Source organism: Burkholderia sp. SIMBA_051 (genome assembly GCF_046534915.1).
GTDB classification, from domain to species: domain Bacteria; phylum Pseudomonadota; class Gammaproteobacteria; order Burkholderiales; family Burkholderiaceae; genus Burkholderia; species Burkholderia ambifaria.
Genome location: NZ_JAWRXS010000001.1, coordinates 231678 through 253016, shown reverse-complemented (window position 1 = coordinate 253016; position 21339 = coordinate 231678). Strand labels below are relative to the sequence as shown.

Below are 21339 nucleotides of genomic sequence, written 5' to 3'. Positions count from 1 at the left end.
TACCGACAAGAAAACCGGTTGGATATGCATTTCTGCATATCGACGGCCGGCCTGGAGACGCCTGCCGATGCGACACACCCCCGAGCCGGTTTCCGGCAACCTGAACTGGGACGACCTGCGCTTCTTCCTCGAAGTCGCGCGCACGCAGCGCGCGAGTGGCGCGGCGAAGCGGCTCGGCGTCGACTACACGACCGTCGCGCGGCGCATACGCGCGCTCGAGGCCGCGATGGGCACGCTGCTGTTCGACAAGTCGCGCTCCGGCGGCTTCACGCTGACGGCCGAGGGGCAGCGGCTCGTTGCGTATGCGGATGCGATGGAGACGACCGTGCAATCCGCGTGCGACCTGGTCGCGAACACCGGCGGCGCGCTGTCGGGCCACGTGCGGATCGGATCGACCGAAGGGTTCGGCTGCTTCTTTCTTGCGCCGCAGCTCGCGCGGTTTCGCGTCGCGCATCCGCATGTGACGGTCGACCTGCTGCCCGTCCCGCATTTCGTCAACCTGCCGAAGCGCGAGGCCGATCTGGCGATCACGCTCGAGCGGCCCGAACGCGGGCCTTACGTGGTCACGAAGCTGTGCGACTACCAGTTGCGGCTCTACGCGACGCGCGACTATCTGGAGAACCATGCGCCGATCACCTGCACCGACGATCTCGCGCGGCATGCGTTCGTCAGCTACGTCGACGATCTCGCGTTCAGCAGCGAGCTGCTGTATCTGGAGCGGGCGGTGCCCGGCGCGACGGCCGGGTTGCGCACGACGAGCGTGATCGCGCAGGTATTCGCCGCGCTGCAGGGCGGCGCGCTCGCGATCGTGCCATGCTTCATGGCGGCCACGCAGCCGGCGCTGGTGGCGGTGCTGCCGGACGACGTGGTGGTCACGCGGTGCTTCTGGCTGACCTGTCGCGAGGATCTGCGCAAGCTGCGGCGGGTGACGGCGCTGTGGGATTACCTGCGCGCGGCGGCGGATGCGAATCGGGGGTTGCTGATGGGGGAGTCGGGGGTGTTGCGGTTTGTCGGGGAGCTGCAATAGCGGCCGACGGGCATGTCGCATCGGCGACGCGACGAGCGATCGGGATGACAACACGGCCGGCGGCACGCGCCGGTCTGGCGGCGCGGGTGCAGACCGGCGCGACGGAGCCGGTGTGTCAGGTCTTGAGCGCGGGCGCGTAGTAGATTTGTCCGATATCCGTGTCGCGCGCCTGGCCATTACGTTCCGCCTCGGTGCGCGTATCCACGAAATCGACCGTGCACAGATCCGGACGCCCAAGCGCCTTCAGGATGCTCGACGTGCGCCACGCCGGCAGCCAGTCGGACCATGACAGCCGCACGCCCACCACCAGCGCGAGAAGGATGCCGATCGTGAGCGGCACACCCAGCAGCATGGCCAGATCGACATCCAGGTGGGAAAACCCGCGGTCGCTGGTCCAAAGCACGAGGGCCATGATCGGTATGAGAAAGCAGTTCATGCCGATGAACATCCATTTCCACGCGAACCAGAGGCTGCGCGTCAGGCCGGCCAGCCCCGTGTCACTGCACGCGTGATCCATGACCATGCGGCGCCGGTCGGGGGATGACAGCGCGAACAGGCGACCGCGACGATCGATCACGGCAACCACGTCGTCGCCAACGTCGAAGCACTGGCCGCCAAGGAATCCGCGGTACGTTTCGCCGCCTGTTTCGATTTCCACCGGAAGTTTCGCGAACAGGATCTTGTCGTTCTTCCCGACAGTCACGAACGCGTTTGCCGACACGAAGGTCCTGGTCTCGCGCATGTTCGCGTACGACCAGGTCGCCGGATGTTCGACCTTGTCGGCCGCGGCGTTCAACCGGGCCAGGATGAGGTCTTCGTTGGTTTGCTGAAACACCAGCGCATTGGCCGCGGCCCCGTTGCCAGTGAGCGCCGCAAGGATCGGCACCACGGTGTGCGTGAACCAGTAGCCGAGCGATTTTTTGCGGGCTTCGGGGTCGACGGGCGACATCTGACGGTTCCCGGCAGTGTCTTGGTCGGGGCGCTCGAGAAAGCGCAACGCGGTCAGTTTGCCTTCGACAAGGCGCAACGGAGATGACATGGGGGCAGGTGGTCGCAACGGGACAAAGTTTGCGGAGTCTACCAGTCGTTCCGCTGGCGCTGCCGCGCGGTCGGCAGCGCGCTGCGATCACGCACCAAAGCCGGCATTCAACCCGGACACCCGAGCCGGTCCGCGAGTTCGTTCAGGTCGCTGACGTCGAAGTCCCACGCGTCGTCCGCTTGCAGGTCCGTCGTCTGGTTCGGCCCGTGTTCGGTCGGCCGCAGCACGAACGCGGTCGCCAGCCCGAGTTGCCGCGCGGCGGCGAGGTCGCCGTTGTGCGCGGCGACCAGGCACACCTCGGCCGGCGCGACGCCGAGGATCTCGACCGCATCGGTATAGACCTTCGGCGACGGCTTGTACGCGTGCGCGACTTCCGCGCCGAGAATCGCGTCCCACGGCAGGCCGCCGTGCTTCGCGACGTCGATCATCAGCCGGATGTTGCCGTTCGACAGCGGCGCGATCACATAGCGCTGCTTCAGCCGCTGCAGCGCCGCGACCGAATCGGGCCACGGATCGAGCCGGTGCCACGCGAGGTTGAGCGCGTCGATCTCGTCATCGGGCGCGCCGTCGATGCCGTAGCGGTCGAGCGTGCGCACGAGGTTCTCGCGATGCAGCACGTCGAGCCGCACGTACCGCCTGCGCCCGCTGCGGATTTCTTCCATCGACGGCGAATATTCGGCGCGCCACGCGTCGGCGAATTCGAACGGGTCGAGATCCGCCGCATGGCGCGCCAGGAACGCGGCGGCTTCGCGTGCGACGCCGTTTCTCCAGTCGACGATCGTTCCGAACACGTCGAAAACGAGCGCCTTGATGTCGGCAGGGTTCGTCATGGTGATCCAGTGAAGGTCGATCGAGAGGGTACGCATCGCCGTGCCGCGCGGATGGCGCGGCGCCGGTTCGATCGACATTGAATCACGGATACGGAAAGGCGGTCTGGCAGGTCATCACGCGGAACCGCCCCGCAACGTGGCGCGCGATTTGCTTTCCGCCGTCAATGCCACTTTCTGATCTGCACCTGCACCTTCCCGTCGCGAATCGGCATCACGTCCGGGCTGTCGTCGTCGACTTCGCTTGCAATCAGGTCGTTCCGGCGGCCGTTCATCGCGACCAGCAGTTCGCAGTCTGACGGTTCGTTGTCGAAGCAACCGAGCGTAACCCCTGATGAAAGGGGTACGCCGATTGTCACGGATTGGTGTTAAATGTACTTTGGTGCGCGTTCTGGCGCGCGCCCATGGGGACGCATCGGGTTCACGTAAACCCGGAGCGATAAACGGCACGCAGGACCGCTAACGAATCGGGCGCATCAGAACCCGATCGAACTGACGGCAGGATTCACTTGAATACCGAACCGCAAAGTTCTCGATACAGTCTCGGCCTCGCGGCGGAAGTCCTCGCGTCCGAGCAAAGCGTGCTGAGGCTGATCACGCGCAACACACCGCTGCCGGAACTGCTCGTCGAGGTCTGCCGGCGCGCCGAGGCGCTGCTGGGCGAAGGCGCGTCGTGCACGATCCTGCTGCTCGACGCGGACGGCGTGCATGTGCACGTCGGCGCCGCGCCGTCGCTGCCGGCCCAGTACAGCGCCGCGATCGAAGGCGCAACCATCGGGCCCGCCGCGGGCTCGTGCGGCACCGCGATGTACGAGCGCCGGATGATCGCCGTCGAAGACATCGAAACCGATCCGTTGTGGGCCGACTATCGGGCCTTCGCGCTGCCGCTCGGCCTGCGCGCGTGCTGGTCGGTGCCGTTCCTGGACGAGACGGGCACCGTGCTCGGCGCGTTCGCCGTCTATCACCGCGCGCCGCGGCGGCCCAGCGACACGGAAACCGACCTGCTGCGCGATATCGGCAACAGCGTCGGTCTCGCGGTGCACCAGGACTCGATCGCTCGTCAGCTCGTGCACAGCGAGGAGCAACACCGTCTGGTCGTCAACAGCCTGAACGAAGGGATTCTCATGTTGTCGCCCGACGGCGTGGTGATCGCGAGCAATCCGAGCGCGAACCGGATGATGCGCGTGAAGGGCGAGCTCGTCGGGCGCTGGCTGTCGAGCGTGATCCTGTACAAGCTGCGCGAGGACGGCACGCCGATCGCGCCCGACGATTGGCCGAGCCGGCTCGCGTTCACCACGGCCACGCCGCTGCTCGACTACTCGGTCGGCTTCGGGCTCGCGGACGGCGACATCATCTGGGTGCGCGGCAACGCGGTGCCGATCGTGAAGCCGGGCGAGACGCGGCCCGAGTCGGTGCTCGTGTCGTTTCACGACATCGGCCCCGTGCGCGAAGCGCAGCAGCAACTGCGCTACCTGGCGACGCGCGACGCGCTCACGGGCCTCTACAACCGGCGCTGGCTCTCCGAGCGGATGCGCGAGCTGTTCGGCACGCACGATGCGGCGGCCGGGCCCGCGCGCGTCGCGATCCTGTTCATCGATCTCGTCGGGTTCAAGAAGGTCAACGACACGGCCGGCCACGACGCCGGCGACGCGCTGCTGCGCAGCGTCGCGGCGCGCCTCGCGGCCTGCGCGGACGGGCGCCATGCGCTCACGCGCGTCGGCGGCGACGAGTTCGTGATCCTCGTCGACCAATGCGACGATCCCGACGAACTGTCCGCGCTCGCGCGCGAGGTGATCGACACGATCGCGAAACCGTTCGCGATCGCGAACAACGAGTACTGGCTCGGCGTGTCGATCGGGATCAGCGTCGCGCCGCGCGACGGCGACGATGCGGTCACGCTGATGCGCAACGCCGACTCAGCGATGTACGACGCGAAGCAGCGCGGCCGCAACCACTTCACGTTCTTCACCGCGCAACTGAATCTGCGCCTGCAGCGCCGCTTCGCGATCGAGCAGTCGCTGCGCCGCGCGATTTCGTCGGACGCGCTGCGGCTCGCCTACCAGCCGGTCGTCGACGCGCGCAGCGGCCGCACCGTCGGCGCCGAAGCGCTGCTGCGCTGGACGAGCCCCGAGCTCGGGCCGATGTCGCCGACGGAATTCATTCCGGTCGCGGAAGACACGGGGCTGATCGTGGCGATCGGCCAGTGGGTGCTCGAAACGGCCTGCCGGCAGGCCGCCGAATGGCGCCGCACGATCGCGCCCGACCTGATGCTGGCGGTCAACCTGTCGCCGCGGCAGTTCCACGAGGGCCTCGTCGAGTCGGTCGGCCGCTGCCTCGCGCAGACGCAGCTCGACCCGGGCGCGCTCGAGCTGGAGATTACCGAAGGACTGCTGATGAACGACACGGACACCGTGCTGCCGATGCTCGAGGCGCTCACGGACATGAACGTGCGGATCTCGGTCGACGATTTCGGCACCGGCTATTCGTCGCTCGCGTACCTGAAGCGGTTTCCGCTGCATAACCTGAAGGTCGACCGTTCGTTCGTGTCGGGCGTGCCCGATCATCGCGACTCGGTCGCGATCACGCAGGCCGTCGTCGCGATGGCGCATTCGCTCGGGATGAAGGTCACCGCGGAAGGCGTCGAGACCGAGGCGCAGTCGTGGTTCCTGCAGCAGATCGGCTGCGACATGCAGCAGGGCTACCTGTTCGGCCGGCCGCTCGATCCGGCCGACTACGCGCGCCGGCTCGTCACCGTGTAGGCGCTCAAGCGAAACCGCCGCCGGGCGGACGCGCGGGCGGCGCATCGATCTCCACGCGATTCTTGCCGTCGTGCTTCGCGCGATACAGCGCGCGATCGGCCGCCTCGATCAGCGACGTCGTCGGCACGCCGGCGGCCGGCACGATGCTCGCGCCGCCGATGCTGATCGTCACGTAGCGGCCCGTCGACGAGTGCGCGTGCTCGAGCCGCAGCCCTTCGATCGCGAGGCGGATCTTCTCGCCGAGCAGCCGCGCGGCGCCCGGCGACGTGGCCGGCATCACGACCGCGAACTCCTCGCCGCCGAACCGCGCGGCGAGATCGCCGGACTGCCCGAGACAGCGCTCGATGGTCGACGCGACCTGCTTGAGCACGCTGTCGCCCGATACGTGGCCGTACGTGTCGTTGTACAGCTTGAAGTTGTCGACGTCGATCATCAGCAGCGACAGCTCGCTGCGCTCGCGCGCGCCGCGCCGCCATTCGGCCGCCAGGTATTCGTCGAGATAGCGCCGGTTCGACAGCCCGGTCAGGCCGTCCGAATGCGTGAGGCGCCGCAGTTCGAGATTGGCCTCGAGCAGTTGCTGCTGCGATTGCCGCAGCGCGCGATAAGCCTCGTCGCGTTGCAGCAGGCTCATGTACGAACGCGAGTGATAGCGGATCCGCGCGACCAGCTCGATGCGGTCGGGCAGTTTCACGAGGTAGTCGTTCGCGCCGGCCGCGAACGCGGCGCTCTTCACCACCGGCTCTTCCTGCGTCGACAGCACGATGATCGGCACGTCGCGCATCGCCGGATTCGCGCGGTACGCCTTCACGAGGGTCAGCCCGTCGGTGCCGGGCATCACGAGATCCTGCAGGATCACCGTCGGCCGCGTCTCGATCGCGGTCGCTAGCGCGTCGTCCGAGCGCGGGCAGTAGTGGAAGTCGATGCCGTCCTCGTCGACGAGCGCGCGCCGGATGGCTTCCGCGACGATCGTCTGGTCGTCGACCAGCAGGACCATCGCGGGGGCGTCGGCGTGCGGCGTGGGGCTGGCGTCAAACGCCGCGTGCAGGCCGCCGGGCGGGCGGGAGAGGTCGCTGGTCATGATGGATGCCGGGTTGCGCCCTGGCCGCGTGGGGTGTGACGGGAGTTCATCGGGCTCAGATCCGCGCGAGTGCCGCCAGTTCGCCCGCGATGCGCTCGAGCGGCAGGATCGCGCGTGCCGCGCCGAGCGTCGCGGCCGCTTTCGGCATCCCATAGACGGCGCTGGTCGCTTCGTCCTGCGCGATCGTGTGGTAGCCCTTCATGCGCAGTGCCTTCAGGCCGATCGCGCCGTCGCGTCCCATGCCGGTCAGCAGCACGCCGATCACGCGGCCCGGCCAGTGCTCGGTCAGGCTGTTGAAGAATACGTCGACCGACGGCCGGTACGGCGTGGCGGCCGGTTCGCGCGTGTATTCCAGCGTGCCGGCGCGCGTGATGCGCAGGTGATCGTCGGTCGCCGCGAGCAGCGCGACGCCCGGCTGCGGGCGGTCGCCTTCGCGCGCGACGCGCACGGTCAGCGGCGTCTGGCCGTCGAGCCATTGCGCCATCCCTTCGGCGAACGCGCGATCGACGTGCTGGACGATCACGATCGGCGCGCTGAAGTTGGCCGGCAAGCCCCCGAGAATCGACGCGAGCGCGCCGGGGCCGCCGGCGGACGCGCCGATCGCGATCAGCGGGCCGCCGCTCGCGCGCGTGGTCGTGCCGGCCGTGCGGACGCCGCCGGGCGCGTCGAGCAGCCGGCCGATCTGGTCGATTTTCGCGAGCAGGAGTCGGGCGGTGTCGCCGGCCGCGCCTTCGCCGAGGCGGGGCGTGTCGACCGCGTCGAGCGCGCCGGCGCCCATCGCTTCGAACACGCGCCACGCGTTCGCGCCGATGCAGCTCGTCACGATCAGGATCGCGCATGGGCGGTCGGAGCGCATGATCCGCCGCGTCGCCTCGATCCCGTCGCACTTCGGCATGATCAGGTCCATCAGCACGACGTCGGGCGGTTGCGCGGCGCACATGTCGACGGCCTGCGCGCCGTCGGTCGCGACCCACAGCACGCGATGCTCGGGCCGGCGCGCGATCGCACGGCGCATCGCCTCGACGGCAAGCGGGAGGTCGTTGACGATGCCGATGTTCACAAGCGGGATACTCCGGTCGGTTCGTAGTGTTGGAGGTGGGCCGGGTTCATGGAAGGCGGTGTCGGGTCGGCGCGGCCGAACGGTATCGGCGGGCGAACGGCACGGAATTCTTTTCGATTGGCAACGCCCCGCATGCTGTCATGCGGCGCGAGCGGCGGCAATCGAAAAAATTGCGCATTGCGTCGTTCTGACCCTTTCCTCTAGGGCGGGGCGGGCATTTTTGGCGTCCGGGCCACGGAAAGACGGTGGGCCCGAGGGCCGGGAGGGGTACCAGATCGGCATCTCAAGAGCGGGCACGCGTTGTCTACCGCAAGTTTGCAACCGGTGCCGATGCCGATGCAGTGCGCCTGCGGCGCGACGCCGCCGCGCGCCGAAGACGCGCGGCTGCCCCGTCAATGGCTGCGCGCGTACCCCTGGATCAGCGCGCGCATCATCCCTTCGACGGTCGCGTCGAGCAGGTCGGCTTCCTGCTCGGATTCTTCCACGAGCGCGGCATAGGCGGTCGCGAGCGTCACACGGTCGACTTCATGGCGTTGTTCCATCAGCGTCACCATCCCGTCCTTCGCCAGATGAGCGGAGAACTCACGGCTGCCGATGGTCTGGAATACGTCAATCATGGCGGCTCTCCCCAACGTTGCCAATGCCTTCCAGTGTAGTCGGCGTACCGGCGCTCCGCCATGCGCGGCGGGAGCAGGGCGCGCGGCGCGGGCCGTTCCGAGTCGACACCGCCGTAACCCCGCCGATACGTGGCCGCCCCACCGTCATACCGGTTTCAACGTTTACCCGAAGCACCAAATTGTCGACTTTTTATCGATAAAGTCTCGTGCTAGATTTTGCGACCTGAAACCGGTCGAAACCGGGCGGGGCGGCGCATATCCACAGCGTCGCGCATTCATCACAAGGAGGAGCAATGCTGGTGCTGATTGGGGTGCCGATCGTCGTGATCGGTTTCGCGCTGCGCTTCAACGCGCTGCTGGTGGTCACGATCGCGGGCCTCGCGACGGGCCTGGCGGGCGGGATGAATCTTGTCGACATCGTCAGCGCGTTCGGCAAGGCGTTCACGGACAACCGCTACATGGGGCTGATCTGGCTGACGCTGCCGGTGATCGCGCTGCTCGAGCGCAATGGCTTGAAGGAGCAGGCGAAGCGGATGATCTCGCGCGTGCAGGCGGCGACCACCGGCCGCGTGCTGATGCTGTATTTCGTGCTGCGTCAGGTGACCGCGGCGCTCGGCCTCACGTCGCTCGGCGGGCACGCGCAGATGGTGCGGCCGCTGATCGCGCCGATGGCCGAGGCCGCCGCCGTCAGCCAGCACGGCGAGCTGCCCGAGTCGGTGCGCCAGCAGATCCGCGCGCACGCATCGGCCGCCGACAACGTCGCCGTGTTCTTCGGCGAGGACATCTTCATCGCGATCCAGTCGATCCTGCTGATCAAGGGCTTTCTCGAACAGAACGGCATCGCGATCGAGCCGCTGCACCTGTCGGTCTGGGCGATCCCGACCGCGATCGCCGCGCTGCTGATCCACTGCACGCGGCTCGCGCTGCTCGACCGCCGGCTGTCGCGCGGCTTCGGCGCGTTCGGCCGGGAGGGCGCGCGATGATCGGCCTCGAACCGCTCTATACGCTCGCCGGGCTGATGTTCGCGGCGTTCGCGTGCTTCAATCTGATGGACCGCACGAACCCGCGTCGCGTATTCAATTTCGCGTTCTGGGCGATCTACGCGCTCACGTTCCTGTTCGGCGCGCTGCTGCCGCACTTCGTGATGGGCTGCCTCGCGATCGCGCTCGCGTTGATCGCGGGCTCGGGCAAGCTCGGACGCGGCAAGTCGGACGAAGCCGGCGACGCGGCGGCCGCGCGGCGCGACGCGAAGGCGCTGCGCTTCGGCAACAAGCTGTTCCTGCCGGCGTTGCTGATTCCCGTCGTCACGCTGATCGGCACGTTCGCGCTGAAGCTCGTGCCGTTCGTCGACCCGAAGAGCGTGACGCTGATCTCGCTCGTGCTCGGCACGCTCGTCGCGTTCGCCGTCGCGCTCGCGATGCTGCGCGATTCGCCGGTGCACGCGCTGAAGGAGGCGCGCCACACGATGGACGCGGTCGGCTGGGCCGCGATCCTGCCGCAGATGCTCGCGGCGCTCGGCGCGCTGTTCGCGGTCGCGGGCGTCGGCGGCGTGGTGTCCGGGCTCGTGAAGGACTGGGTGCCGATCGACTCGCCGTTCGCCGTCGTCGCCGCCTACACGGTCGGCATGGCGCTGTTCACGATGATCATGGGCAACGGGTTCGCCGCGTTCCCCGTGATGACGGCCGGCATCGGCCTGCCGCTGATCGTCCATCAATTTCACGGCAACCCGGCGATCCTCGGCGCGATCGGGATGCTGAGCGGCTTCTGCGGTACGCTGATGACGCCGATGGCCGCGAACTTCAACATCGTGCCCGCGGCGCTGCTCGAACTGAAGGACAAGAACGGCGTGATCAAGGCGCAGTGGCCGACCGCCGTGCTGCTGCTGGCCGTGAACACGCTGCTGATGTACGCGTTCGTATTCCGCTTCTGACGAGGTGCCCATGACCGACCGACTGACTCCCGAACTCGCATCGAAATTCGCGTCGCTCGCGCTCGCGCACCTGACCCGCGAATATCCGAACAAGCTCACGCATTCGCTCGAGGGCCCGCACGACGTGCAGGGGCCGCGCGCGCTGCACCCGATCTTCTACGGCAGCTACGACTGGCATTCGTGCGTGCACGGCTACTGGCTCCTGCTGCGCGTGCTCGAACGCTATCCGGCGCTGCCGGAAGCCGAGCGGATCATCGCCGTCGTCGACGCGCATTTCACCGACGCGAACGTCGCCGGCGAACGCGCGTACCTCGCGCTGCCGCACAACAGCGGCTTCGAGCGGCCTTACGGATGGGCGTGGCTGCTCGCGCTGTCCGCGCAACTGGAGCGGCTCGCGCTGAAGGGCGTGGTGCCGCAGGCCGCCCGCTGGGCGAAGACGATGGCGCCGCTCACCGACCTGTTCGTCGCGCGCTTCGAGACCTTCCTGCCGAAGGCGACCTATCCGCTGCGCGTCGGCACGCACTTCAACACCGCGTTCGCGCTCGCGCTCACGCTCGACTTCGCACGCGCGACGCAGCGCGACGGGCTCGCGGCGCTGATCGTCGATACGGCGAAACGCTGGCACCTGGAGGATGTCGCGTGCCAGGCGTGGGAGCCGTCGGGCGACGAGTTCCTGTCGCCCGCGCTGATGGAGGCGGAGCTGATGCGGCGCGTGCTGCCGGCCGGCGAATTCGACGGCTGGTTCGCGCGTTTCCTGCCCGATCTCGCGCGCGGCGAGCCGGCGACGCTGTTCGTGCCGGCGACGGTCAGCGACCGCAGCGACGGCAAGATCGCGCATCTGGACGGGTTGAACCTGAGCCGTGCGTGGTGTCAGCGCTCGCTTGCCGGCGCGCTGCCGGAAGGCGATGCGCGGCGCGCGAAGCTGTTCGATGCGGCCGACCGGCATCTCGCGAGCGCGCTCGCGCACGTGGCCGGCGACTATATGGGCGAGCACTGGCTCGCGACGTTCGCGCTGCTGGCGCTCGACGCGTAATCGCTTCGACGGGGATTGCTGCGCCGGCTTTGCATCCGGCGCAACACCACTTTCCATCGGCCGAGCGGCGCAACCCGGCGGCGAATCGATACACTTCCGCACCGGTTGCACGGGCCCCGGCAATCAGGCCCGACGAAGGAGACAGCACAAGATGGACACCCAACGCGCAGCGGTCGTCACGTACCGCGGCAATGCGATCGAGAACACGCACCTCGCCGATGTGGCGGTGGTGGATGCCGGCGGCAAGCTGCTGTTCAGGCTCGGCGATCCGTTCCGGACGACGCTCGCGCGCTCGGCGGCGAAGCCGGCGCAGGCGCTGTCCGTGATCGAGACGGGCGCGCCGGAGCGGTTCGGTTTCGACGACGCGGACATCGCGCTGATGTGCGCGTCGCACAGCAGCGAGGAGCGGCACATCGCGCGTACGCGGGCGATGCTGGCGAAGGTCGACGCGCACGAGTCGGATTTGCGCTGCGGCGGCCATGCGCCGCTGTCGGACGCGGTGTACCGGTCGTGGATCAAGCGCGACTACACGCCGACCGGCGTGTGCAGCAACTGCTCGGGCAAGCACGTCGGGATGCTGGGCGGCGCGCGGGCGATCGGCGCCGCGATCGCCGACTACCATCTGCCGGAGCATCCGATGCAGGTGCGCGTGAAGCACGTGGTCGCTAACGCGTGCGGGCTGCGCGACGACGAGGTCGACTGGGCGATCGACGGCTGCAACCTGCCGACGCCCGCATTCCCGCTCGACCGCCTCGCGCGCCTTTACGCGTCGCTGGCCGACGGCGCGGATACGCTGGAAGCCCGCGGCGCGGCGACGACCGATCGCGTGCGCGCGCTGGCGCGCATTCATCACGCGATGACGGCCCATCCGGAGCTGGTCGCCGGCGAAGGGCGCTACTGCACGGTGCTGATGGACGCGTTCGAAGGGCAGGTCGTCGGCAAGCTCGGCGCGGATGCGTGCTACGGGATCGGCGTACGCGCATCGGCGCGCACGCGGGAACTCGGCGCCGACGGCGCGCTCGGCATCTCGGTGAAGATCGAGGACGGCAACATCGACGTGCTGTACATGATGGTCAGCGAACTGCTCGAACGGTTGCGCATCGGCACGGACGCGCAGCGCGCGCGGCTCGCCGCGTTCCATCGGCCGCGGATGCTGAACACGCAAGGCGTCGAGATCGGGCACGCGACGTTCCCGTTCGAATTGCAGGCTGCGTGAAGGTAGGTAACGCTTCGATACGTCGAGGTCGCATGCGGGCGTTGCATACGATGCGTGCGGCCTCAGTGCCTGCCTGCTGACCGGCGCGGCCGCTACGCACTCGCGTCGCGAATCTTCATCAGTTCGACTTCCGACAGCTCGCCGATATGCGCGAGCTGGTCCGCGAGAAAGTCCTTCAGCACGCGCAGCTTCGCCGAGCTGCGCCGGTTCGCCAGATACGCGATGTAGATGTGCTCGCCTGTCAGCTTGTTATGCAGCCGATAGCGCGGCAGCACGGCTTCGAGCCGACCGCTCGCGAGCAGGTCGCGCACCAGCCAGATCTCGAACTCGGCGATGCCGAGCCCCGCGCAGGTCGCCTCCAGCAGCAGCTCCGAATGATCGGTGACGAGGTTGCCGGCCGGCAGCACGCTGTGCCGCGCGTCACCGCGCACGAGTTCCCAGCGCGGATCGCCTTCGGGATGCACGTAGCGTAGGCAGTTGTGATGCAGCAGGTCGTCGGGCGTCGCGGGCCGCCCGCAGCGGTCGAGATAGCCGGGCGTCGCGCACAGGATGCTGTCGTTGCGCGACAGACGGTGGACGACCAGGTTGTCCAGATAGTTCTCGCCTTCGTGGATGTCGAGATCGTAACCGCCGGCGACGAGGTCGTTGTGGTTGTCGGTGAGCCGCACGTCGAGCTGGATCGTCGGGTAACGCGCGAGAAACGGCGCGATCAGCGGCGCGAGATGGCGGCGGCCGAACGCGACCGGCGCGGTGAGCTTCAGCGGGCCGCTTGGCTGCGCATTGAGCTCGGCGACGACGCGCAGCGTGTCGTCGAGATCGGCGATCAGCGTGACCGCGCGCTCCAGATAGATATGGCCGGCTTCGGTCAGCGTCACGCTGTGCGTCGAGCGATGCAGCAGCGCGACGCCCAACGCCTCTTCGATCGCCGTGATCTTGCGCGCGACGGTGGACGTCGACACGTGCATCTCCTTCGCGACCGCGGAAAAACTCCCCATTTCGACCACACGCACGAACGCGCGCATCGCGCCCAGATGATCGAGGCCGGTGTCTCTCGCCATGGCTTTCATTCGTCTCTCATTGTTGCGTCCCACGCAAAACCGCTTTCGATAATACATAAGCGAGCTTCTTTATGCAAAGGCATAGAATGCGATCCCGTCGTCCCGGGAAGCGGCGAGCGCAGCCGGTTTCCGTGGCGGCACGGGACAATTCTGGAGGGGACACCATGACGGCAAACGGCTTTCGCGTCGAAGCAGATCTTTTAGGGAAACGAAGCATTCCGAACGAGGTGTACTACGGCGTCCATACGCTGCGCGCCAAGGAGAACTTCGACATTTCGGGGCGCACGATCGCGTCGCTGCCGTACTTCGTCATGGCGCTCGCGGCCGTGAAGGAAGCTGCCGCCGATGCGAATTGCGAGCTCGGCCTCCTGCCGGCCGCGTATCGCGACGCGATCGCCGCGGCGTGCGTCGAGATCCGCGAAGGCCGGCTGCACGACCAGTTCGTGGTCGACATCATCCAGGGCGGCGCCGGCACGTCGACCAACATGAACGCGAACGAGGTGATCTGCAACCGCGCGCTCGAAATCATGGGGCATGCGCGCGGCCAGTACGAATACCTGCATCCGAACGAGCACGTCAATCTCGCGCAGAGCACCAACGACGTCTATCCGACCGCGATCCGGGTCGCGACCTGCTTCGCGGTCGAGCATTTGCTCGAGGCGATGGCGCGCCTGCGCGATGCGTTCGCGGAGAAGGCCGACGCGTTCTCGGATTTCCTGAAGCTCGGCCGCACGCAGTTGCAGGACGCCGTGCCGATGACGCTCGGCCAGGAGTTCTCGACCTACGCGGTGATGGTGACGGAAGACATCGCGCGCCTGCAGGAAGCCGGCTGGCTGATGCGCGAAATCAATCTCGGCGCGACCGCGATCGGCACCGGCATCACCGCGCATCCGCAGTACGCGGAGAAGGCGCTGGCCGCGCTGCGCCGCATCACCGGCCTGGACCTGAGCACCGCGCCGAACCTGATCGAGGCGACGCAGGACTGCGGCGCGTTCGTGCAGATTTCCGGCGTGCTCAAGCGCATCGCCGTCAAGCTGTCGAAAATCTGCAACGACCTGCGGCTGCTGTCGAGCGGCCCGCGCGCCGGGTTCGGCGAGATCAACCTGCCGCCGGTGCAGGCCGGCTCGTCGATCATGCCGGGCAAGGTGAACCCGGTGATTCCGGAGGTCGTGAACCAGGTCGCGTTCGAAGTGTTCGGCAACGACCTGACGGTGACCTTCGCCGCCGAGGCCGGCCAGCTTCAGCTCAACGCGTTCGAGCCGGTGATCGCGAGCGCGTTGTTCCGCAGCTTCAGCCACCTGACGGCCGCCTGCACGACGCTCGCGGGCCGCTGCGTGAGCGGGATCACGGCGAACCCCGAGCGGCTGCGCGACACGATGGAGCGATCGGTCGCGCTCGCGACCGCGCTGAACCCGTACATCGGCTACAAGCGCGCGACCGCCGTGGCCGCCGAGGCGCACGCGAGCGGCAAGTCGATCCGCGAAGTCGTGCTCGAGCGCGCGCTGATGACCGCCGCGCAACTGGACGAAGCGCTGCAGCCCGAAGCGCTGATCCGTCCGCGCGCGTACTGATTCCGGCCGCACGGCGCCGGCGCATGCCGCCGGCGGCCCGCGCGCGCCCGTTACCGCAGCGCCCCGTCGACGGGCGCAACACATCAAGAAACGGAGACACACCATGAAGCACGTCAGCGAGCGCCCGGCCGACACGGCCGGCGGCGCGGATCCCCGTCATGCCGATCGCGATGCGATGTTCGCGTCGCACGAAGCCGGCTATGCGAAACAGTTGAAGCCGCGCCACGTGCAGATGATCGCGATGGGCGGTGCGATCGGCACCGGCCTCTTTCTCGGCGCGGGCGGCCGCCTGCAGAGCGCGGGGCCCGCGCTGGCGGTCGTGTATCTCGTGTGCGGCATATTCGCATTCCTGATCATGCGGGCGCTCGGCGAGCTGGTGATGCACCGGCCGACCAGTGGCGCGTTCGTGTCGTACGCACGAGAGTTCATGGGCGAGCGCGCGTCGTTCGTCGCGGGCTGGATGTACTACCTGAACTGGGCGACCACCGGCATCGTCGACATCACCGCGGTCGCGATCTACATGAAGTACTGGGCCGCGTTCTCGGACGTGCCGCAGTGGGTGTTCGCGCTCGGCGCGCTCGGCATCGTGTCGGTGATGAACATGATCGGCGTGAAGGTGTTCGGCGAGATGGAGTTCTGGTTCTCGATCGTGAAGGTCGGCACGCTCGCGCTGTTCCTCGGGGTCGGCGCCGTGTTTCTCGCGAGCGGCCATCCGGTCGCCGGCCAGATGCCGGGGCTGCACCTGATCGCGGATCACGGCGGGATCTTTCCGCACGGCATCCTGCCGGCGGTGTTGATCGTGCAGGGCGTCGTGTTCGCGTATGCGAGCATCGAGCTCGTCGGCGTCGCGGCGGGCGAAACCGCCGATGCGCGCAAGGTGTTGCCGAAGGCGATCAACAGCGTGATGTGGCGTATCGCGCTGTTCTACGTGGGTTCGGTCGTGCTGCTGACGATGCTGCTGCCGTGGACCGCGTACAGCGCGCACGAAAGCCCGTTCGTGACGTTCTTCGGCAAGCTCGGCGTGCCGTACGTCGGCACGGTGATGAACGTCGTGGTGCTGACCGCCGCGCTGTCGAGCCTGAACTCCGGTCTCTATTCGACCGGGCGCGTGCTGCGTTCGCTCGCGATGGGCGGCTCGGCGCCGCGCTTCGTGTCGCGGATGAACGCGCGCGGCGTGCCGTACGGCGGGATCCTCGTCACGGTCGCGGTCAACGCGATCGGCGTGCCGCTGAACTACATCGTGCCGGCGCAGGCGTTCGAGATCGTGCTGAACATGGCGTCGCTCGGGATCATCACGACCTGGGGCTTCATCGTGATGTGCCAGATCCTGTTCCGCCGCGCGGTCAATCGCGGCGAGCTGAGCCCCGTGTCGTTCCGGATGCCCGGCGCACCGTTCACGTCATGGCTCACGCTCGGGTTTCTCGTCAGCGTGCTGGTGTTGATGGCGTTCGATTACCCGGGCGGCACGTGGACCGTCGGGATGATTCCGCTGGTCGTGCTCGCGCTCGTGATCGGCTGGAAGCTCGCGAAGCGTGGTACCGCGCGACAGCAGGCAAGCGCCGCACCAGCCATCGCCGATCCGGCGAGCAACGTCTGACGATGTCTGATGATGCGCACGGGCGGGTCGACCGCCCGCTGCGCTCAGTTCAATCCGACACGCGCGCCGACCCAGTGGCTGAAGTCGCTGGCCATCGGCGCCGTGAGTTCGTGGCCGGTGTCGTAGAGCCGCGTGTCGTGCGCGATGCCGAGCGCCGTCAGCTTCGCGTCGGCCGTATTGGCCCACGCGAGCGGCAGCTTGTCGTCGAAGCGGCCGTGCATCACCAGCGCGTGCAGCCGGCTCAATGCATCGCGCGACGCGATCAGCGGATCGATCTCGGGCAGGATGCGCCCGCACAGTACCGCGAACGCGGTGACGTCGGCCGGCGACGTGAGCGCGACGCTCGCGCTCATGATGCCGCCCTGGCTGAAACCGGCGATCACGGCGGGCAAGTCGGAAGCGCCGGTGTCGGCGTCCGGCGCGCGCAACGCACGCAGCAGCGCGATCAGCTGCACGCGGCTCGCCTCCGCGCGGGCCGCATCGATTTCCGGGCCGTTCGGGCCGAAGCGCACTGGAAACCACGCGTGCTGGTTGGGGCCGAACGTCAGCGGACCGCGCACGAAGGCGATTTCGATGCGCGGATCGATCGTGTCGGCCAGGTTCAGCAGGTTGGTTTCATTGCCGCCGACGCCGTGCAGCAGCAACAGGCGGCCCGCAGGGCGGCCGGCGGCCGGGCGCAGCCGGTAGTGGAGGCCGGATTCGGCGTCGGTGGTCAGCGGCAGGACGTCGGTCATTGCGTGGATCCGGTTGGGAAATGAGCCGACAGTCTAGAACGCGCGGACGGCGACGTGAATCGCCGGATGGCGATTGATTGTTTCCTATTTGGAATGAATGCGGGGCCGCGGTGTCGGATATTGGGGGCAGCTACTTGTGTCATGGACGAGGAAATTTGCCGGTAGGCGACTGGTTATGGTCAATATGCCGGCCGGGTGGCTCGTCATCGCAACCCATAGTTGATAAAATAGATACGTTTTGTAGATACATGGGGTTGGGAGATGGAGACTGCCAAGATTTTCAAGCATGGTGGATCGCAGGCCGTCCGCTTGCCGAAGGATTTCCGCTTCGATACAACGGAGGTCCGGATTCGTCGGCACGGCGCGTCTGTCATTCTCGAGCCGGTGCCGCAAGACTGGGCATGGCTGACACCGTTGATCGGCCCGGTTGACGCCGATTTTGAGGCCGCCGCGGCAACCGAGCCTGCCGCTCAAGAGCGTCCGGGGCTGGACGTGTTTGAATGAAGTTTCTGCTGGATACCAACGCGGTAATCGCGATTCTGAAAGGCGAACAGGCCATGCTGGCCCGATTGCGTAGCCATCAACCTGCGGATTTCGGAATTCCCGCGATCGTCGCGCATGAACTCTATTACGGGGCGTACAAGAGTCAGAGAGCGGCAGCGAATCTGGCACGCGTCGAGGGGCTTCAGTTCGAGGTCGTGTCGTTCGATGCGGAAGATGCGCAGCATGCCGGTGAAATCCGTGCGCAACTGGCCGCGGTGGGAACACCGATCCGGCCATACGATGCATTGATCGCAGGACAGGCGCGAGCGCGACGCCTGGTGCTTGTCACGCACAACACGCGCGAGTTTGAGCGGGTCTCGGAGCTACAGGTCGAGGATTGGCTCGCGGCGGCGCGCGAAAAGTGACCGCAGTGCAAGTCATGTGGCAATCGCCACGGATGGCAATCGCGAGCGGCTGGGCTCGCAGGGGCGGTATCGCGCTCGATCCGTGAGCGGCGATGACCGGGCCGTGAGACGCCGCGCGTCATTGAATTCGCTATCGTGCGTAAAAGGCTGCATGAGGGCTGCATGACCGATCCGCTTCGCAAGATAATGCGCAAACGTTTTGCCGGTATTCGACCGGATTGAATCGCCGGATCAAAAATAAAAGAATAAATATCCGGATTCATTTGCGGCAGGCCGCCCGGCCGCCCAGGCGGCGCATGCAGGCCAGAGGTTAACGGCCGCTTCGAGAATAACTTTAGGATTTCCTCGCCGCAATTGACCATTGCGATTTCCTCAATGACCGATTGATTTTCAGTCATCGGACAGTCATACACCATCCCCGATAATTCGGCGCTCATATTCTTTCAATAGACCAAAGGGCGGTCGAAGCCGGATCGCTGCGGGGAGCTGTACTCATGACCATCCGTCATCGCATTACGCTGCTAGTCGTCCTGACGTTTTTCGCGCTGTCCGCGATCGGCGTGTACGCCGTGTACCAGACGCGCAAGAGCGCGTCCGAGGTGCGTCAGGTTACCCAGGGAATCGTGCCGAGCGCGCTCGCGTCGGCGGATCTCGTCGCCGATGTGAAGAACATCCAGATCGCGACAATGACGCTGGTGTACGCGCCCGACGCGAACACCGCCGCGCAGGCGCGCGACGAGCTGAAGGCAAAACAGGCCGCACTGCGCGCGGCGCTCGACGCGCAGGCCAGGTCGGCGGTCGGGCAGGCGCAGCAAGGCCTCGTCGCGCAGGCGAAGGACAGCGCCACGAACTACTTCGCGGCGATCGACGATACCGTGAAGATGAAGGCCGACGGCAAGCCGGAGATGGCGCAAGCGTACCTGTTCGCGAACGTCGCGCAGTATCGCGACGAGCTCGAAAGCATCGTCGACACGCTGCGCGTCGAGAAGAACCGCCAGAAGGACGATGCGATTCGCGCGCTGAACGGCATGCTGTCGACCACGGCGACCGCGATCGCAGCGGTCGCGGGCACGGTCGTCGTGCTGCTGACCGCGCTCGGCTTCGTGCTGTACCGCCAGATCGCGCGCCCGCTGATCGGGATGCAGACGGCGATGAGCGAGATCGCGACGAGCCAGGACTTCACGCGCCGCGTGCCGGTGGGCCGGATGGACGAGATCGGCCATTCGATCGTCGCGTTCAACGGGATGATCGAGAAGATCCAGGAGAACGCCGCGCAACTGAAGCAGAAGACGGCCGACATCCAGGCGATGCTGCAGAACATGCAGCAGGGGATCCTGACCGTCGTCGAAGGCGGCGTCGTGCATGCGGAGTATTCGGCGTACCTCGAGACCATCTTCGAGACGAGCGACATCGCCGGACGCGACCTGATGGCGCTCGTGTTCGACGCTTCGAGCATCGGCGCCGACGCGCGCTCGCAGGTGGAGGCGGCCGTGCATGCGTGCCTGGGCGAGGACAGCATGAACTTCGCGTTCAACGAGCACCTGCTCGTCAATGAAGTCGCGAAGCGGATGCCGGACGGCCGCGAGAAGTGGCTCGACCTGAGCTGGTCGGCGATCACCGACGAGACCGACACGGTCGTGCGGCTGATGCTGTGCGTGCGCGACGTGACCGAGATCCGCGAGCTGACCGCGCAGGCCGGCGAGCAGCAGCGCCGCCTCGAGATGATCGGCGAGATCCTGTCGATCAGCCAGGACAAGTTCCATGACTTCGTGCACAGCGCGAAGGGTTTCCTCAGCGAGAACGAGCGGATGATCCGCCAGCACGAACGCGCGGATCACTCGATCGTCGCGGCGCTGTTCCGCAACATGCATACGATCAAGGGCAACGCGCGCACCTACAGCCTTCAGCACCTGACCAACATCGTGCACGAAGCGGAGCAGGCATACGAATCGCTGCGCCGCGCGGACAGCGGCCCCGAGTGGAACCGCGATGCGCTGATGGACGACCTGGCCCGCGTGCGCGAGGCGGTCGATCACTACGCGACGATCAACGCGGTCACGCTCGGCCGCCACGGCGAGCCGGCGGGGCCGGGCGGCGGCGACTACCTGATGGTCGAGCGCGCGCATATCCGCGAGAGCCTGCGCATGCTCGATGGCGCCGATCCGGCGAACGCGGGCGACTGGCTCGCGGCGCGCGATTCGGTGCGCCGCCTGCTGAGCCAGTTCGGCACGCAGGGCATCGGCGACGCGCTGGGCGGCGTGATCGAATCGCTGCCGTCGCTCGCGGCCGAACTCGGCAAGCCGGCGCCCGTCGTGCATATCGACAGCAACGGCCATCGCGTGCGCAGCGAGATCGGCGCGACGCTGAAGAACGTGTTCATGCACCTGCTGCGCAACGCGATCGACCACGGGATCGAAACGTCCGACGAGCGTCGCGCGGCTGGCAAGCCGCCGGCCGGGAAGATCGACATCGCGGTCGACGTCGAGGACGGTGCGCTGCGTTTCGTGCTCGGCGACGACGGCCGCGGTCTCGCGCTCGACCGGATTCGCGGGATCGCGCGCGAGCGCGGGTGGATCGACGCCGGCAACGAAGCCGCGCTGACCGACGAAGCGGTGGCCGAACTGATCTTCCGACCGGGCTTCTCGACCGCGCGTGCCGTGACCGAAGTGTCCGGGCGCGGCGTCGGGATGGACGCGGTGCGCAACTTCCTGAAGCGCGACGGCGGCGACATCGCGCTGCGCTTCACCGACGATCGCGTCGGCTCGCCGTATCGCGCGTTCGAGACGATCGTGTCGCTGCCGGCGCGCTTCGCGGCGGACGGCGCCGCACACCACGCCGAGCCGCATGCGCGCGCCGGCATCGCGAACGTCGACGTGGCGGAGTGA

General features: G+C 67.3%; 19 protein-coding genes. 11 read left to right on the top strand and 8 right to left on the bottom strand.

What is annotated here, in order from left to right; genetic code table 11:
- The first annotated feature begins 67 nt into the window (after nt 1–67).
- On the top strand, nt 68–1027 hold the full coding sequence (locus SB771_RS01080; protein WP_175659472.1) for a LysR family transcriptional regulator: 960 nt from the start codon (nt 68–70) through the stop codon (nt 1025–1027).
- A gap of 115 nt (nt 1028–1142) precedes the next feature.
- Here SB771_RS01080 and SB771_RS01075 read toward each other — a convergent pair whose 3' ends face one another.
- From SB771_RS01075 to SB771_RS01065, 3 genes are all read right to left on the bottom strand, one after another.
- A complete protein-coding gene (locus SB771_RS01075; RefSeq protein WP_175659471.1) occupies nt 1143–2066 on the bottom strand; it encodes a hypothetical protein in 924 nt (307 codons plus the stop codon).
- 107 nt (nt 2067–2173) lie between these two features.
- The gene (locus tag SB771_RS01070; protein ID WP_175655012.1) at nt 2174–2896 is read right to left on the bottom strand and encodes a haloacid dehalogenase type II; all 723 of its coding nucleotides are present in this window, start codon (nt 2894–2896) and stop codon (nt 2174–2176) included.
- A gap of 161 nt (nt 2897–3057) precedes the next feature.
- Nucleotides 3058–3252 (bottom strand): hypothetical protein, encoded by a 195-nt coding sequence (locus SB771_RS01065; protein ID WP_175658691.1) that lies wholly within the window; start codon nt 3250–3252, stop codon nt 3058–3060.
- A 150-nt stretch (nt 3253–3402) separates the two neighbouring features.
- Here SB771_RS01065 and SB771_RS01060 point away from each other — a divergent pair, with 150 nt between their 5' ends.
- Entirely contained in the window at nt 3403–5652 is a 2250-nt protein-coding gene (locus SB771_RS01060) for a putative bifunctional diguanylate cyclase/phosphodiesterase (protein ID WP_175659470.1), read from the top strand.
- Nucleotides 5653–5656: 4 nt separating this feature from the next.
- Here SB771_RS01060 and SB771_RS01055 read toward each other — a convergent pair whose 3' ends face one another.
- The 3 genes from SB771_RS01055 to SB771_RS01045 all read right to left on the bottom strand — a co-directional run bounded on the left by SB771_RS01055 (nt 5657) and on the right by SB771_RS01045 (nt 8407).
- Nucleotides 5657–6730, bottom strand: coding sequence for a diguanylate cyclase domain-containing protein (locus tag SB771_RS01055; RefSeq protein WP_175659469.1), 1074 nt, complete (start codon nt 6728–6730; stop codon nt 5657–5659).
- A gap of 55 nt (nt 6731–6785) precedes the next feature.
- Nucleotides 6786–7790 (bottom strand): chemotaxis response regulator protein-glutamate methylesterase, encoded by a 1005-nt coding sequence (locus SB771_RS01050; RefSeq protein ID WP_105831727.1) that lies wholly within the window; start codon nt 7788–7790, stop codon nt 6786–6788.
- 392 nt (nt 7791–8182) lie between these two features.
- The gene (locus SB771_RS01045) at nt 8183–8407 is read right to left on the bottom strand and encodes a hypothetical protein (protein ID WP_011658476.1); all 225 of its coding nucleotides are present in this window, start codon (nt 8405–8407) and stop codon (nt 8183–8185) included.
- A 293-nt stretch (nt 8408–8700) separates the two neighbouring features.
- On the opposite strand from SB771_RS01045, the gene SB771_RS01040 reads away from it, so the two are divergent.
- The 4 genes from SB771_RS01040 to SB771_RS01025 all read left to right on the top strand — a co-directional run bounded on the left by SB771_RS01040 (nt 8701) and on the right by SB771_RS01025 (nt 12586).
- Entirely contained in the window at nt 8701–9390 is a 690-nt protein-coding gene (locus tag SB771_RS01040) for a DUF969 domain-containing protein (protein ID WP_006750127.1), read from the top strand.
- The gene (locus SB771_RS01035; RefSeq protein WP_175659468.1) at nt 9387–10337 is read left to right on the top strand and encodes a DUF979 domain-containing protein; all 951 of its coding nucleotides are present in this window, start codon (nt 9387–9389) and stop codon (nt 10335–10337) included. The genes SB771_RS01040 and SB771_RS01035 overlap by 4 nt, the downstream gene beginning before the upstream one ends.
- A 10-nt stretch (nt 10338–10347) precedes the next feature.
- Complete coding sequence (locus SB771_RS01030) at nt 10348–11370, top strand: DUF2891 domain-containing protein (protein WP_175659467.1); 1023 nt, start codon at nt 10348–10350, stop codon at nt 11368–11370.
- Between the two features lie 151 nt (nt 11371–11521).
- Entirely contained in the window at nt 11522–12586 is a 1065-nt protein-coding gene (locus SB771_RS01025; protein WP_175659466.1) for an asparaginase, read from the top strand.
- Between the two features lie 92 nt (nt 12587–12678).
- Here the strand turns inward: SB771_RS01025 and SB771_RS01020 are convergent, their stop codons facing one another.
- A complete protein-coding gene (locus SB771_RS01020) occupies nt 12679–13653 on the bottom strand; it encodes a LysR family transcriptional regulator (RefSeq protein ID WP_175659465.1) in 975 nt (324 codons plus the stop codon).
- A 155-nt stretch (nt 13654–13808) separates the two neighbouring features.
- On the opposite strand from SB771_RS01020, the gene aspA reads away from it, so the two are divergent.
- Nucleotides 13809–15215: an aspartate ammonia-lyase gene (gene aspA, locus SB771_RS01015; RefSeq protein WP_175659464.1), complete on the top strand. Its 1407-nt coding sequence runs from the start codon at nt 13809–13811 to the stop codon at nt 15213–15215.
- Nucleotides 15216–15318: 103 nt separating this feature from the next.
- Complete coding sequence (locus SB771_RS01010) at nt 15319–16812, top strand: amino acid permease (RefSeq protein ID WP_175659463.1); 1494 nt, start codon at nt 15319–15321, stop codon at nt 16810–16812.
- A gap of 44 nt (nt 16813–16856) precedes the next feature.
- On the opposite strand, the gene SB771_RS01005 is transcribed toward SB771_RS01010, so the two are convergent.
- Nucleotides 16857–17546, bottom strand: a complete 690-nt coding sequence (locus tag SB771_RS01005; RefSeq protein WP_175659462.1) for an alpha/beta hydrolase — start codon at nt 17544–17546, stop codon at nt 16857–16859.
- Nucleotides 17547–17807: 261 nt separating this feature from the next.
- Between SB771_RS01005 and SB771_RS01000 the strand changes: the two genes are divergently transcribed.
- The 3 genes from SB771_RS01000 to SB771_RS00990 all read left to right on the top strand — a co-directional run bounded on the left by SB771_RS01000 (nt 17808) and on the right by SB771_RS00990 (nt 21339).
- Nucleotides 17808–18050: an antitoxin gene (locus SB771_RS01000; RefSeq protein ID WP_011658485.1), complete on the top strand. Its 243-nt coding sequence runs from the start codon at nt 17808–17810 to the stop codon at nt 18048–18050.
- Nucleotides 18047–18454, top strand: a complete 408-nt coding sequence (locus tag SB771_RS00995) for a type II toxin-antitoxin system VapC family toxin (protein ID WP_175659461.1) — start codon at nt 18047–18049, stop codon at nt 18452–18454. The genes SB771_RS01000 and SB771_RS00995 overlap by 4 nt, the downstream gene beginning before the upstream one ends.
- Before the next feature lie 494 nt (nt 18455–18948).
- A complete protein-coding gene (locus SB771_RS00990) occupies nt 18949–21339 on the top strand; it encodes an MCP four helix bundle domain-containing protein (RefSeq protein ID WP_175659460.1) in 2391 nt (796 codons plus the stop codon).

Coding starts and splice junctions, on each gene's coding strand:
- SB771_RS01070 (WP_175655012.1), bottom strand. CDS start 2,896: ATGACGAACCCTGCCGACATCAAGGCGCTCGTTTTCGACGTGTTCGGA.
- SB771_RS01040 (WP_006750127.1), top strand. CDS start 8,701: ATGCTGGTGCTGATTGGGGTGCCGATCGTCGTGATCGGTTTCGCGCTG.
- SB771_RS01075 (WP_175659471.1), bottom strand. CDS start 2,066: ATGTCATCTCCGTTGCGCCTTGTCGAAGGCAAACTGACCGCGTTGCGC.
- SB771_RS01030 (WP_175659467.1), top strand. CDS start 10,348: ATGACCGACCGACTGACTCCCGAACTCGCATCGAAATTCGCGTCGCTC.
- SB771_RS00990 (WP_175659460.1), top strand. CDS start 18,949: ATGACCATCCGTCATCGCATTACGCTGCTAGTCGTCCTGACGTTTTTC.
- SB771_RS01005 (WP_175659462.1), bottom strand. CDS start 17,546: ATGACCGACGTCCTGCCGCTGACCACCGACGCCGAATCCGGCCTCCAC.
- SB771_RS01035 (WP_175659468.1), top strand. CDS start 9,387: ATGATCGGCCTCGAACCGCTCTATACGCTCGCCGGGCTGATGTTCGCG.
- SB771_RS01000 (WP_011658485.1), top strand. CDS start 17,808: ATGGAGACTGCCAAGATTTTCAAGCATGGTGGATCGCAGGCCGTCCGC.
- SB771_RS01080 (WP_175659472.1), top strand. CDS start 68: ATGCGACACACCCCCGAGCCGGTTTCCGGCAACCTGAACTGGGACGAC.
- SB771_RS01055 (WP_175659469.1), bottom strand. CDS start 6,730: ATGACCAGCGACCTCTCCCGCCCGCCCGGCGGCCTGCACGCGGCGTTT.
- SB771_RS01025 (WP_175659466.1), top strand. CDS start 11,522: ATGGACACCCAACGCGCAGCGGTCGTCACGTACCGCGGCAATGCGATC.
- SB771_RS00995 (WP_175659461.1), top strand. CDS start 18,047: ATGAAGTTTCTGCTGGATACCAACGCGGTAATCGCGATTCTGAAAGGC.
- SB771_RS01010 (WP_175659463.1), top strand. CDS start 15,319: ATGAAGCACGTCAGCGAGCGCCCGGCCGACACGGCCGGCGGCGCGGAT.
- SB771_RS01045 (WP_011658476.1), bottom strand. CDS start 8,407: ATGATTGACGTATTCCAGACCATCGGCAGCCGTGAGTTCTCCGCTCAT.
- SB771_RS01020 (WP_175659465.1), bottom strand. CDS start 13,653: ATGAAAGCCATGGCGAGAGACACCGGCCTCGATCATCTGGGCGCGATG.
- aspA (WP_175659464.1), top strand. CDS start 13,809: ATGACGGCAAACGGCTTTCGCGTCGAAGCAGATCTTTTAGGGAAACGA.